This is a genomic window from Schinkia azotoformans LMG 9581 (genome assembly GCF_000307855.1).
Taxonomy (GTDB): domain Bacteria; phylum Bacillota; class Bacilli; order Bacillales; family Bacillaceae_J; genus Schinkia; species Schinkia azotoformans.
On the sequence record NZ_AJLR01000070.1, the window covers coordinates 15683 to 29308 of the forward strand.

Sequence of the window (13626 nt, forward strand, 5' to 3'; positions counted from 1 at the left end):
TTATAGTTCCTTTATTTAGAATTTTCAAAAAAATAAAACCGATAAATATCGTTAAAAATTATAATAAAAAGGTGGTGAGACCAAAAAGAATTTAGGAATTCAAAATAAACCTTTTAAGCCTCACCACATAAAATATTATTTTAACATATTATTAACATTGTTAAATTACTTTTTTACTATATCTTTTTACAACATTTCACTGATTGTCTTCGCCTGCATGTGAAGTGCTAAATAGTCCGGGCCACCTGCTTTTGAATCTGTTCCAGACATATTAAATCCACCAAATGGCTGGTAACCTACGATAGCTCCTGTACAGTTACGGTTAAAGTATAAGTTACCAACGTGGAATTCACGTTTTGCACGCTCAATGTGCTCGCGATTATTAGAAATTAGGGCACCTGTTAATCCGTACTCCGTATTGTTGGCAATTTCAAGCCCTTCATCAAAAGTCTTGAACTTAGAAAATCCTACAACAGGACCAAAGATTTCTTCTTGTTGGATTCTTCCATTTGGATCAAGGTCTGCAATGATTGTTGGTTCAATGAAGTATCCTTTTGAATTATCACCATTACCACCAGCTACGATACGTCCTTCTTGTTTACCGATTTCAATGTATTCCATAATTTTATTAAATGAAGCTTGATCAATAACTGGTCCCATATACGTTTCATAAGATTCAGGGTTTCCAGTAACCGCTGCTTTTGTAATCTCAACTACTCGATTTAATACTTGATCATATACATCTTCATGTACAACCGCTCTTGAACCTGCAGAACATTTTTGACCTGCAAAACCAAACGCTGATGCAAAGATTGACTGTGCTGCTAATTCAAGATCAGCATCTTTATCAACAACTACAGTATCTTTACCGCCCATTTCAGCAATCACACGCTTAAGATGCTTTTGTCCTGGTTGAACTACAGCCGCACGTCCAAAAATGCGAAGACCGACATCACGTGAACCAGTGAATGTAATTAAAGCAGTTTTTGGATGATCAACTAAGTAGTCTCCTACTTCCGCACCGCTACCAGGAATAAAGTTTACTACTCCTTTTGGAAGACCAGCTTGCTCTAAAACGTCGACAAACCAAGCAGCAACAACCGGAGTCGCACTTGCAGGCTTTAGAAGCACAGTGTTGCCGGTTACGATTGGAGCTACAGTTGTACCTGCCATAATTGCAAATGCGAAGTTCCAAGGCGGAATAACAACAGCAACTCCTGACGGCTGATAAACATATTGGTTCCGCTCACCCTCGCGGCTTTGTACCGGCTTACCTTTTGCTAATTCAATCATTTGTCGTGCATAATATTCCATGAAGTCAATTGCTTCAGCTGTATCTGCATCTGCTTCCTTCCATGGCTTACCCGCTTCTTTTACTAAAAGGGCCGAGAACTCATGTTTGCGACGACGAGTAATCGCAGCTGCACGGAATAGAATACCCGCTCTAGCTTCCGGATCCCAATTTCTCCATGTTTTAAAGCTTTCCGAAGCTGCTTCCATTGCCTTTTCAGCTAAGTCCTTATTAGCTTTAGAAACACGTCCTACAACTTCTTCTTTATTAGCAGGATTAATAGATACAATTTTTTGTTCTGTTGAGATTCTTTCACCATCAATTACTAGGTCATAATCCTTGCCCATTAAACCGTTTACTTTTTCTAACGCTGCTTCAAAATCCTTACGATTTTTTTCAATTGAAAAATCTGTAAGTGGCTCATGTTTGTATGGTGTATACATAAAATCTCCCCTTTTTTCGTAATTACACGATTATATTATTCATCTAAAGTTACTTATCATGTACTTTAATTAAATTTTAACTTTTAAAGCTAAACTTCCACAATGTTACATAGTAACAATAATGAAGGGCTTTCATTGTATATTTCCCACAAATTAGTTGCAAAAAAATAAAAAAGGAGCGAAAAATTTGACATTCACTCCTTTTTTATATTGGTTTCTTATCATTTGACAATATTAAAATCGTGCCAAGAATAAACAATGCACCAATCCATTCCATCATAACAAATGTCGTTTTTAACCAAATAACGGAGACGATAGCCGCTGATAATGGTTCAATTGATGCCAGCATACTTGTTTCAGATGGGCTAATATATTTTAAACTTTCAAGATAACAATAATACGGAATCAAGGTCCCAAATAAAAAGATAAACAAAACAAAAAATAAACTTCCTATTGACCACGTACCAACAAACTGCCAAGGAGGATGGACTATACTGATTCCCAATCCACCAATCACCATAGCCCAACCAATAATGGTTGGAGAATCCCAATGATCTAACAGGCTTTTTGGCTTTATCGTATAATAGGCTAATGCAAAAGCCGAGGCAATTCCCCAAAACAATGCTTCTTTTGAAATTGATAACGAATCGACTGTACCTTTAGTGACCAATAAGAATGTTCCTACCAGCGCAAACGCTAAAGCAAGCAATTCCTTCCCATTCGGAAGCTTTTTATTTAAAAAAACAAAATATACAGCAATCATGGCTGGAGCCAGGTATTGTAAAAAGGTTGCAGTTGCTGCATTGGAAGCATCAATCGCTACAAAGTATGTGTATTGGACGCTAAGCATGCCTAAAATTGAGAACATTATTAAAGACATACGGTCATTCTTTGATTTCCATATTTTAAAGACAGTCCTTTTATTTTTTGCAAAAGAAATAACCAAGAGAATTAGACCTGAAACGATTAAGCGTACAGTCACAAGCCATTCTGGCGAAAAACCTTTCACTTGAAACAGATATTGGGCAACCGTTCCTGATAAACCCCATAGCAAAGCGCTTGAAAGGACCAAAAAAATTCCTAATGCTTTACTCTTAGATGCAATTGCTTCAGCCTGCATTTTGAAATCACCTTATCTCTGCCGGGAATTTCCATAATTGAACAATAATCCTATAGTATCAAAAAAAATCAGCTTTTTGCTGACTTTTTTAATTAACCCGAGTATCTTTCTAAAAATGTTGTTTTTTCTAAAAGAAGGTTTTCAAATTCATTAGCAGGTAGTGGCCGACTAATAAGGAATCCTTGCACCCCGACACATTTATAAGGGCGAAGGAATTCGATTTGCTCAGATGTTTCAACACCTTCAGCAATCAACTCCAGCCCTAAATTTTTTCCCATTGAAATAATAGTGCTTACAATTACTTTATTATTTTCCTCAGTAAATAAATTCGTAATAAAGGAGCGGTCTATTTTTAATTGGTCAATTGGGAATGAATAAAGATAACTTAAAGAGCTATAACCTGTTCCAAAATCATCTACAGAAATACGAACTCCTAATTTTTTAAGGCTCTGTAATATCGATATCACTCTATCCGTATTTCCAGCCATACTTTCCGTTATCTCAAGCTCTAAGTTCTCAGGTTTAATTTTTGATATTTGCAAAGTTCGTGCTACAGTTTCTACTAAATCTTCTTGATACAATTGACGCAATGAAAGATTTACAGATAGTCTTAAGTTCGTAATTCCCATTTCATTCCATTTTTTCAATTGGCTGCAAGCTTCTATCATAACCCAATTCCCGATCGGTATAATTAAGCCCGTTTCCTCCGCTAAAGGTATAAATCTGCCCGGCTGAATCATTCCTTTATTGTGATGATTCCAGCGAATTAACGCCTCCACCCCGATGATTTCACCTGTCTCTATGTTGACTTGCGGCTGATAATGTAAAACCAATTCCTTACGGTCAAGAGCCTGACGTAAATCATTTTCTAAAAAAAGATTCTCGAGCAATTCTTTATTCATATCTGGGTGGTAGACCAACACTGCCTGTCCGTTTTTCTTAGCCTCATGCATAGCCAGTTGGGCTTGCTTTATTAATTGGTTTGTCTCTTCAATATTTTCATTAAATAAGGAAATACCCATTGAAGACGTAATATGAAATTTAAATCCTTTTGCAATCATCGGCTCTTCTATCCGTTTATGGATTGTATTTGCGATATGAATGAGTTCCTCAAGATTCTTTTTACCCGGCATGAAAAACATAAATTCATCCGCAACCACTCTGGCCAGTATTACATCATTATTACTAAATTCCTTTAATCGCTCAGCGATCGTTTTTAAAAACAGATCTCCCATTTCGTTTCCTAATGAATCATTTACGTTTTTAAAACGATTTAAATTAACAGAAACGAGGGCATAACTTTCGCCTGTATTCTCTGTTTTTTTCATATTTTCTTCAAGGCATTTCAAAAGATAGTTCCTATTATATAAACCGGTTAATTCGTCGTGATAGGCAAGATAGTTTACCTTTTCAATAACAGCCTCGAGTTTAATTTCACTTTCATATAATGCTATTTGCGCTTCTTTTTGCTTTAGAAATGCAATCAAAATCGCAACAGAAATGATACCAAGTTCAAGAATAAAACGCATTGATAAAGGCAGCGAATCAAACACTGGGATGATATATATACAAGAAAAAGTTAAAAGTAAGCCAATTAGGATTAAAATAGTAGTCCGATACTGGGTCTTGGTATTTCTAAACATCAGATGTCTCCTCGGAAGTATTTTTTAGGTTTTATACAGGAAAAACAGTGAAAAACATGTAAAAAATAATAATTTTATCACATTATAAAATATTAATGAAGGTCTGTATATAAAAAATATAATTTATTCAGGAATTGTCCTTTTTAATTAAGTATATTATTGATGTAATTATACAAACCTATATTAAGAACATAGAAGGAAAAAGGAGATTATGGAATGAGGCTTACACCAAAGCAAGTAGTAGAATTACACGGTTTTAATAATCTTACTAAATCCTTAAGCTTTAACATGTTTGATATTTGCTATACAAAAACAAAGGAAGAGCGTGAGGCTTATATAAATTATATCGATGAACAATACAATGCAGACAGACTTACCAAAATTTTGACTCATGTTACCGAAATAATCGGGGCCAATATATTAAATATTGCTAAACAGGATTATGTACCACAAGGTGCCAGTGTTACCGTATTAATTTCGGAAGGGCCTGTTGATGAGTCGGCGGAAGAGGCGTTTGAGGAATCTCCCGGACCAATTCCAGGATCTATCGTTGCCCAAATGGATAAAAGTCATATAACCGTTCATACATATCCTGAATCTCACCCTGATGAAGGAATCAGCACGTTTCGAGCAGATGTCGATGTATCAACCTGTGGTGAAATTTCACCACTTAAAGCCTTAAACTATTTAATCCATTCGTTTGAAACCGATGTTATGACTATTGATTATCGTGTTCGTGGGTTTACTAGAGATATTTCTGGTCACAAATTATTTATTGACCATGAAATAAACTCGATTCAAAATTACATCCCCGATGAAGTGCAAGCTTTATATCAAATGATCGATGTTAACATCTACCAAGAACATATTTTCCATACCAAATGTAAGCTTAAACAATTCGATTTGGACAATTATTTGTTCGGATATACAAAAGAAAAATTGTCATCACAAGAGCAGCTTACGATTGAAAGAAAACTGAAAATCGAAATGGATGAAATTTTCTACGGCAAAAATATTACGAATGGGTTTGAATAAACCATTTTACTTTTATTCCGCAGTTGCTATGATTAAGTAAAATATTAGAAATTTTAGGGGACATAAAGCATGAGTAGAAGATTAGCTTACTTATATATTGCAACTGCGGCATTTTGTTGGGGAATTATCGGGATTTTTATTTCTTACCTTTATGAATTAGGCTTTAATCCAACACAGGTTGTTGCGATTAGATTAATTACGGCTGCCTTTGTTCTTTTTCTTTATGTTTATTTTACGAATCGGCACCTCCTTAAAATTAAACTATCCGATAGTAAATATTTTATCGGAACCGGTATCGTAAGTTTGGTGTTTTTTAATTGGTGTTTATTTAATGCACTTCAGGAAACAACGATTGCGATTGCTGCGATTTTACTCTACACTGCACCAGCCTTTGTCACTATTTTATCGAGGTTATTTTTTAAGGAGCCATTAACTGCTAGAAAGCTATCGGCTTTATTCGTAACGTTTATCGGCTGCGCTTTTGTTATCGGCGTGTTTCCAAGTACCAGTGATTCAATTTCAACTTATGGATTGATTCTCGGCATAGGAGCAGGGCTTTTTTACGCCCTGTATAGCATTTTCGGTAAATTCGCACTGATGAAGTATGACTCAATAACGGTTACAATTTTTACATTTATATTTGGAGCCGTTGCGATTGCTCCCTTCAGCGGATTGAGCTCAGTAATTCCTCTGATTTTAAATATAAAGGCGGTACTGTGCATAATCGGTCTTGGTATTGTCTCAACCGTATTCGCTTTTACATTATATACAAAAGGACTTAGCGCAGTTGAATCAAGCCGAGCATCGATTATCGCGACAATTGAACCGGTTATAGCTGCACTTTCCGGCTTTCTCGTCTTTAACGAAAGGCTCGAAGTATGGCAGTATTTAGGCATTCTGATGGTCATTGCCGCTGTCATCATTGTACAGGAACGTAATGAAAAAGAAATACCTTCGGATCTGGAGCTAACCCATTCATCATCTTCTGATATATAAGTATTTAGAATACGAATTTAGGATCCTTGGGAATTTTGATTTCAGTCAAATTCTTTTCGAGGGTTTTATGAGAAACTATTATTATCAAAACAATAAGGAGACTGATTAATTATGGAAAAACAATCCCTTCAAACATACAAAGAATATAGTGATGAAAAATTCACGAAAAGAATCATTTATAATAAAGGTGGCAGCACTGTATTCATATTAAATTTTATGCCTGGTCAACAGCTCCCTGAGCATACACACCCTGGCACAGAAGTATACCTGCTTGTACTCGATGGCGATGGCACATTCATTATCGATGGAAAAGAAATTGCTGTTACAGCTAACGATGTGGTCCATTGCGGCAGTGATGAAAAAATGGCATTTAAAAATAGCGGCACAAGCCCATTAAGTCTTTATGTTGCGTTAAATAAAATTCCTAATGAAAATTATGCGAAAGATATTTAACTAAAAAGAATTTGAATAAGGGGCTCCAAAAAATCAGCTTCCACTGACTTTTGGGACAGCCCCTTCTATTTTTTATATTAAATTTCTATTGATATAAAATATCATCCCTAAGGGCCTCTACTCTAGTTAAAGCTTGGTCAATATCCCTCTCCTCTACTCCAAAATGTGCAAGCGAGTCATGCAAATGCTTTACAATCGCATCAAAATGATTGGGTTGCAAATTCATTCCTTCATGCGCTTTCGCCATGGATTGGCCGGAATATTGATTAGGACCTCCCAATGCAAAGCTAATAAACTTGGTTTGATGTTCGCGTTGTTTATCCATATCGGTATCCTCAAAAAAGTGGTTTACAGTAGGATCCTTCAGCACCAACTCATCATAAAAATAGTCGACAACCTTTCCTATTGCTGCTTCCCCGCCAACTTTTTCATATAATGTTTGTTCCATAAAAATACATCCTTTCCTAGTGAAGTCACAAAATGTATTTTCCTCAAACTTCGAGTAATTTATACTGCTACCCCCAAAAAACATGTTTTAACGTAGAATTATTTAATTAGCAAAGAATGAATTTGACACAGAATGGATGAACTATATGTTTTTTACTCATAATATTGGAATTGGGATCGATTTAGGATCAACAAATATTTTATTGCACCAAAAAGGAAAAGGGATCATCTTTCAGGAACCTTCTGTTATCGCCATTAATGTTGAAACAAATGAAGTTGTGGCAATAGGTAATGAAGCCAAAAATATGGTTGGAAAAACTCCCAAAAATGTAGAGGTAATAAACCCTATTAAAAATGGCGTTATTTCTGATTACAATCGGACAGCTCAAATACTTAAAATACTAATGAAAAAAGTAACAAATGGGAGCAGCTTATCATCATTTAGAAAACCAAATGTCGTAATTGCAGCACCAACAAAATCAACCCCAGTAGAAAAGCGTGCCATGATCGATGCCGTTAAAAATTGCGGTGCAAAGCAGGTTCATATTATTGAAAACACAATATCAGCTGCAATTGGCTCCGAGCTAAAGGTTGATGAACCCATTGCAAGTATGATTGTTGATATCGGTGGTGGCACAACAGAAGTTGCGATCATTTCCTACGGTGGTGTTGTTGCTTGCCATACGCTTAAAATTGGCGGGGACAAATTTGATGAAGATATCACCCAGTATATTCGCAAAAAATATAATTTACTTATTGGTCAACAAACAGCTGAACAAATTAAAATAGAGATTGGTTTTGCAACGAAAAATCATGATGAAATAAATTGTAATGCCCGCGGCAGATACTTGGTCACAGGGCTTCCGAATACAATTACACTATCATCTAAAGAAGTTCATGATGCAATGAAAGAATCTTTGGAACAAATTTTAGCTACGATTCGTTTAACTTTAGAAGAGTGTCCACCTGAATTAAGTGGGGATATTGTTGATTATGGAATTACTTTAACTGGCGGTGGGGCCCTTTTAAAAGGAGTCCAGGAATGGCTAAGTGAAGAAATACATTTACCAGTAAATCTTGCCCCTTCACCACTTGAATCTGTAGTGATCGGTACTGGGAAAGCACTTGGGTTTGTCGACAAAATGAAAAACGATACCGCTTCTCTCTCTTATTTTAAGGACAAGATACAAAATACTGCAAATTAGGTTGGGGAGTCTTTGATAGACTCCCACCGCAGGAATGGAAATAAGAGATTGACCACAAATTCTATTACAAGAAATGTTCGTATGGCTATAGCAAGAGAAAAAAACTCACTTAAAACCTTGAAATAGGAATTAAGCGAGTTATATTTTTTCAACTTTTATTTTATTAACACGGTTTCTTTTCCACTTTCATCAATGGAGTACTTATGATCCTTGGATGCTTCTTCGATTTCTTTATAAGCCCAATGAGTTGTTGGTACATCTATAAAAGTTGGTTTAACATCACCATATAGTGGTCCTCGTTTTAGGATTCTGTTAACAATCGTAACTGCTTCTGCTCTTGATAGCGGCTTATTAGGTTGGAATGTACCATCTGGCATTCCATTCATGATATTAGCTTTATCAACAAGCATGATTGCTTGCTCGGCCCAATGGCCTTGAATATCTTTGGCGCTAGATGAGCCTGTTCCTTCTAGTTTGAGCCATCTAGAGACAATAGCAGCCATTTCTGCTCTTGTTATTGATTTATTCGGACCAAATGTATGATCTGAATAGCCTCTCATAAGTCCGGTTAGTTGGGCTTTTTCTATCGAAGTCATTGCCCAATGCCCTGCTGGAATATCTACATAACTTGTTGGTGAAGTATTTTCTTTTAGCTCACCGTCATAGACACGTGAGAGTAAAGAAGCCATTTCTGCCCGACTGATACTATTAGCCGGTTTAAAAGTGCCATCTGGATACCCAGAGATATAGGCTTTATGAACAGTACCCTCTACCTTTTTATCCTTTTCCAGTTGTGCAAAATACTCCTTTGAGCCTTCCACGTACACTAATGTGAATGTACTAAATTTATCAATTCCAAATTCAATGCCTAATGTACCATCTTCATTTGTAATAAAAGTACCTTTGATTACCTCTTTTGTACCATCACTATGTTCAATGAAAATGACAAGATCATCTAAGATTCTTTGTCTACTCTCTTTGTCTTTCGGTAAGTCTTCTTCACGAATTGGCATCGTAATCGTAACTGGTTGGCTTTGGAGGTTCGTCTCAATTTCTGCCGGTCTGCCTAGTACTTGAATATCTCTTCCTTGCACTACATCTTGAACGATTTGTTCTTGTTTAGCTCTTTCAGCTATTTGGTCTTTTTCTTGCTGACCTTTAATAGGAACCACTCGGAAATAGAGATCTTGGTTAAATTTCTCTAAAGTAGTGTTCGGAATTGTGAGCTTTGCATTTTCTGTTTTAATTTCTAAGTCAATTCCTCCAGACTTTATCGCTGTTAAAGCTATTTTTGGAATGGACACATTTACTTCCGACACTTTATCTTCAGCATCCGGTATGACAATCCGTGCCGTCTTCTCACCTTGATTTTTTAGTGCAGCTATCGTTTCTTTAGCACTTTGTTCCGTCATCACCACTGAATCTTTAACTGTTCCATTTGAACCAGCGGTTCTTTGGATAGTGGTTTGCGAAACAGTTGTTCCCGTTGTGCCGCTTTGAACCGGAACCGTTATCTGGGTGCCTTGTGATGGAGCACCTCCGCCTCCACCTCCACCGCCAACAGAAGGTCTAGCGATAACGTTAAATGTATCATTGACAACGTTTGTCTCCTGCCCTACGACCACTTTATAGGTCCCATAAATGGCATCATTCGATAAGGAAAAAGTCTTTGAATAGTTTCCATTATCAAGGACAGATAATACTTCAATATAAAGAATTACATTGTTCGGATCGTATACCTTTGCAATGACTTCTGTAAAAGGACTTGTACCAGAAATCGTGACTTGATCTCCACGATATTTATCCGTGATGTCTGTAACGTTTAATGCTGCTGCTTGCACATTTGATATTGGATTGAACACCATTATGCAGATAAGCATGGTCAAGAACAATAATGGTAGTTTTCTCACCATAAATTTCCCCTTTCACTTACTTTATTATTTACTTGATATAGGAGGGGGGAAAATCCGCCCTCCTCTAGCTGAAAATACTTAATTTTGGATGGTGAGAGTCTTTGAATCTGCTAAACTTCTTCCTACATCTGTTTGATTGGTTATATCTTTATCCAATACATTGACAATGACAGTATAGCCAGAGCCAGTTACATTAAAGTAGGCTGATACGTTCTCCGTTGCTTGTAATGTTTTCTCAATAGCTACGACACTTACTGGGGTTGTTCCTTTCATGAGCTGGAAGACAACATACTTTGTACCTGAAGTTGGATTTGTATCATCCTGTAAGGAAATCGTTGCAGCGGCTTTAATTCCACCTGAATTACTTAAAGATCCTTCAATTTGGTACGGCTTGGTCTGATAAACAAATGTCTTGATAACTTCATTGCCAGACGCATCTTTAATATAAACTGTGTAGATTCCTTCTTCACTTATAATAAAGTCGTTTCCAGTAAAGCCATTTCCATCATTTACAAAATCAAATTTTGTCTTATTCCCTTTGAGCCATTTCTTTTCAACAATCTGACTTGATGTATTTCCAATTGAAACAGAAACCTTTGTTCCATCATTTGTAGATAACGGTAGTAGCTCAATTTGGATAGATGGAAGAGTAATCGTTTCAACTATTACATATCCTACACTTTCATTACCAGCGTTATCTTTGACATACACCGTGTACGTGCCGTTTTCATGGACATTAAACGTTGTACCAACTAGCTCTGTGCCCAAAGCCGCAAAATCACTTGGAAGGAGAGTTCCTTTTGCCCATTTTTTCTCTTTAATTCCACTTTGATTTTCATCAATATCAACGGCAATTGTTGACTCAAAGTTGATGGCGTCATGGTCCACTACAGTGGCAGTTACAACAGGTGCCGTATTATCTATATTACCAACTGTTACATGGGCAATTTGTTCATTTCCTGCATCATCTTTTGTATAAATCGTATACGTATTATTTTCTGAAACAGTAAATTGATAGTTTAATTCAATGACATCACTTGTCATAGTCCGTAGCATTGGGACTAGCTCTGGAATTTCCATTTCCAGTACTGGTTCAATCACAGCTTCCGGTGCCAGTGGTGCGTTTTCCTCTCCTATTTGCTCATCCGCTGGAGTTTCTGGTACTTTCTCTTCTGATTGTTCATCTGCTGGAACTTCCGGTGTCCCTTCTTCTACTTGATCATCCGTTGGAGTTTCTGGTGCTCCCCCTTCTGATTGTTCATCCGTTGGAGTTTCTGGTGCTCCCCCTTCTGATTGTTCATCCGTTGGAGTTTCTGGTGCTCCTCCTGACAGTGCATCGTCTGCTACATCAACAATTGAATCCTGCTGCGAAGTTTCTTCAGGGTTCAATTCTCCTACAGTAGTTTCTGCTATTTGTCTCGTAAAGGTTGAATCTATCCCAAACGGTGTTAATTCATAACCACTGCCATCGCTAAAATAGCTGGCATCTTGTTCCCCAACTGCCCATCTCGTCGTTGCAATGGAACCACCTTTCTCCCTAACTGTTGCCGATATAGTGACATCACCAGTTGTCCATTCAGTTGGTACATCAACTAGAATCACTGGTAGTTCATTATCAATGGAGGATACTTCTACCGTTTCAACAACTTCATTGCCAGCAACATCGCGAATGTAGACTGTATAATTACCATTCTCTGTTACAGCGAAACTACCATCTACAACAAGAGAACCCACATCTTTAAAGTCACCTGCAATTCTTGTTCCTTCAAGCCATTTGATAATTTCGACACCAGAATCTTGATCGGAACCGTCTACTGCAATCAACACCTTATCATTTGTAGCTGTATTATCTACACTTACATCAAGAGTTGGCAGGGTTGTATCAATATTACCAACAGTAAAGGTGTATACAGATTGGTTGCCTGCTACATCTTGTGCATAAACCGTATAAGTACCATTCATAGCGACCTCAAAAGAATCAGAGAAGCTCGTACCATTCGATAAGAAATAATTCACATCGTTCTCATCTACCGCCCATTTTGTACTAGCAATACCACTACCTGAATCTGTTATTATTGGTGTCACAAGTAGAGGTCTATTAGTCCATGTTGTTGGCGGTGTGTATGAAATCTGTGGTGCATCTATGTCATGTAATTTTAAAACTTTCAGTACAAATACTTTGGTTGTGCTTACTCCACCTTTTGTAATCGTTGCTGTTAATGTCACGCTCGCATCTCCCGCACCGTTCGTCGGGCGTATAACCGTTCCATCTAGACCTATCACATTTGTGGCATCACTTGCCCATGTGATGGTTGTGCCGTCTGCTCCTGTTGTTGGCAAGGTCACAGACTGTGTAACGGCATTAATGCTATCTCCTGTTCCGTAGCCTATCTCTAGGGCTGCTTTTGCATTCGTAACAGCTTCTGCATCGGTTTGCGATTGCTTCAATACTTTCACGACAAACACTTTGTTTGTGGTTTCTGTGCCTTTGGTGATCGTGGCTGTTAACGTCACGCTCGCATCTCCCGCACTATTCGCTGGGCGTGTTACCGTTCCGTCGTTCGCAATTACGCTTGGAGTATCACTATTCCACGTAATCGTTGTGCCGTCTGCTCCCATTATTGGCAACATCACGGACTGTGTAACAGCATTGATGCTATCCCCTGTTGCATAGCCAATCTCCAGCGCGGCTTTCGCATTCGATACGGCTTCTACATCGATTTGCGATTGCTTCAATACTTTTACGACAAACACTTTCGTCTCAGTTACGCCGCCTTTGGTGATCGTGGCTGTTAACGTCACGCTCACATCCCCCGCACTGTTCGCTGGACGTGATACCGTTCCATCTACTCCTATCACATTTGTGGCGTCACTTGCCCATGTGATCGTTGTGCCATCTGCTCCTGTTGTTGGCAAGATCACAGACTGTGTAACTGCATTGATGCTATCTCCTGTTCCGTAGCCAATCTCTAGCGCGGCTTTTGCATTTGTTACCGCTTCTACATCGGTTTGCGATTGCTTCAATACTTTTACGACAAACACTTTCGTCTCAGTTACGCCGCCTTTGGTGATCGTGGCTG

The 13626-nt window shown here is 37.8% G+C and carries 10 protein-coding genes; 4 read left to right on the forward strand and 6 right to left on the reverse strand.

Annotated elements, in window-relative coordinates:
• Positions 1–186: 186 nt before the first annotated feature.
• From pruA to BAZO_RS10705, 3 genes are all read right to left on the reverse strand, one after another.
• Entirely contained in the window at positions 187–1734 is a 1548-nt protein-coding gene (gene pruA / locus BAZO_RS10695) for an L-glutamate gamma-semialdehyde dehydrogenase (RefSeq protein ID WP_003331497.1), read from the reverse strand.
• Between the two features lie 205 nt (positions 1735–1939).
• Positions 1940–2854 (reverse strand): DMT family transporter, encoded by a 915-nt coding sequence (locus BAZO_RS10700; protein ID WP_003331498.1) that lies wholly within the window; start codon positions 2852–2854, stop codon positions 1940–1942.
• A 92-nt stretch (positions 2855–2946) separates the two neighbouring features.
• Positions 2947–4497: a putative bifunctional diguanylate cyclase/phosphodiesterase gene (locus BAZO_RS10705; RefSeq protein ID WP_003331499.1), complete on the reverse strand. Its 1551-nt coding sequence runs from the start codon at positions 4495–4497 to the stop codon at positions 2947–2949.
• Between the two features lie 216 nt (positions 4498–4713).
• Between BAZO_RS10705 and speD the strand changes: the two genes are divergently transcribed.
• From speD to BAZO_RS10720, 3 genes are all read left to right on the forward strand, one after another.
• On the forward strand, positions 4714–5532 hold the full coding sequence (gene speD / locus BAZO_RS10710) for an adenosylmethionine decarboxylase (protein ID WP_003331501.1): 819 nt from the start codon (positions 4714–4716) through the stop codon (positions 5530–5532).
• Positions 5533–5601: 69 nt separating this feature from the next.
• Positions 5602–6528, forward strand: a complete 927-nt coding sequence (locus BAZO_RS10715; protein ID WP_003331502.1) for a DMT family transporter — start codon at positions 5602–5604, stop codon at positions 6526–6528.
• 111 nt (positions 6529–6639) lie between these two features.
• Complete coding sequence (locus BAZO_RS10720) at positions 6640–6981, forward strand: cupin domain-containing protein (protein WP_003331503.1); 342 nt, start codon at positions 6640–6642, stop codon at positions 6979–6981.
• Between the two features lie 85 nt (positions 6982–7066).
• Here BAZO_RS10720 and BAZO_RS10725 read toward each other — a convergent pair whose 3' ends face one another.
• The gene (locus BAZO_RS10725; protein WP_003331504.1) at positions 7067–7429 is read right to left on the reverse strand and encodes a group I truncated hemoglobin; all 363 of its coding nucleotides are present in this window, start codon (positions 7427–7429) and stop codon (positions 7067–7069) included.
• 145 nt (positions 7430–7574) lie between these two features.
• Between BAZO_RS10725 and mreBH the strand changes: the two genes are divergently transcribed.
• Entirely contained in the window at positions 7575–8633 is a 1059-nt protein-coding gene (gene mreBH, locus BAZO_RS10730) for a rod-share determining protein MreBH (protein WP_003331505.1), read from the forward strand.
• A 155-nt stretch (positions 8634–8788) separates the two neighbouring features.
• Here the strand turns inward: mreBH and BAZO_RS21195 are convergent, their stop codons facing one another.
• Positions 8789–10543, reverse strand: a complete 1755-nt coding sequence (locus BAZO_RS21195) for an S-layer homology domain-containing protein (protein ID WP_003331506.1) — start codon at positions 10541–10543, stop codon at positions 8789–8791.
• A gap of 81 nt (positions 10544–10624) precedes the next feature.
• On the reverse strand, positions 10625–13626 hold a 3002-nt coding region (locus BAZO_RS10740; RefSeq protein ID WP_003331507.1), incomplete at its 5' end, for an immunoglobulin-like domain-containing protein.

What these genes read in the sequence shown, in the direction of transcription:
- pruA (WP_003331497.1), bottom strand. Translation starts at nt 1,734, where the DNA reads ATGTATACACCATACAAACATGAGCCACTTACAGATTTTTCAATTGAA.
- BAZO_RS10700 (WP_003331498.1), bottom strand. Translation starts at nt 2,854, where the DNA reads ATGCAGGCTGAAGCAATTGCATCTAAGAGTAAAGCATTAGGAATTTTT.
- BAZO_RS10705 (WP_003331499.1), bottom strand. Translation starts at nt 4,497, where the DNA reads ATGTTTAGAAATACCAAGACCCAGTATCGGACTACTATTTTAATCCTA.
- speD (WP_003331501.1), top strand. Translation starts at nt 4,714, where the DNA reads ATGAGGCTTACACCAAAGCAAGTAGTAGAATTACACGGTTTTAATAAT.
- BAZO_RS10715 (WP_003331502.1), top strand. Translation starts at nt 5,602, where the DNA reads ATGAGTAGAAGATTAGCTTACTTATATATTGCAACTGCGGCATTTTGT.
- BAZO_RS10720 (WP_003331503.1), top strand. Translation starts at nt 6,640, where the DNA reads ATGGAAAAACAATCCCTTCAAACATACAAAGAATATAGTGATGAAAAA.
- BAZO_RS10725 (WP_003331504.1), bottom strand. Translation starts at nt 7,429, where the DNA reads ATGGAACAAACATTATATGAAAAAGTTGGCGGGGAAGCAGCAATAGGA.
- mreBH (WP_003331505.1), top strand. Translation starts at nt 7,575, where the DNA reads ATGTTTTTTACTCATAATATTGGAATTGGGATCGATTTAGGATCAACA.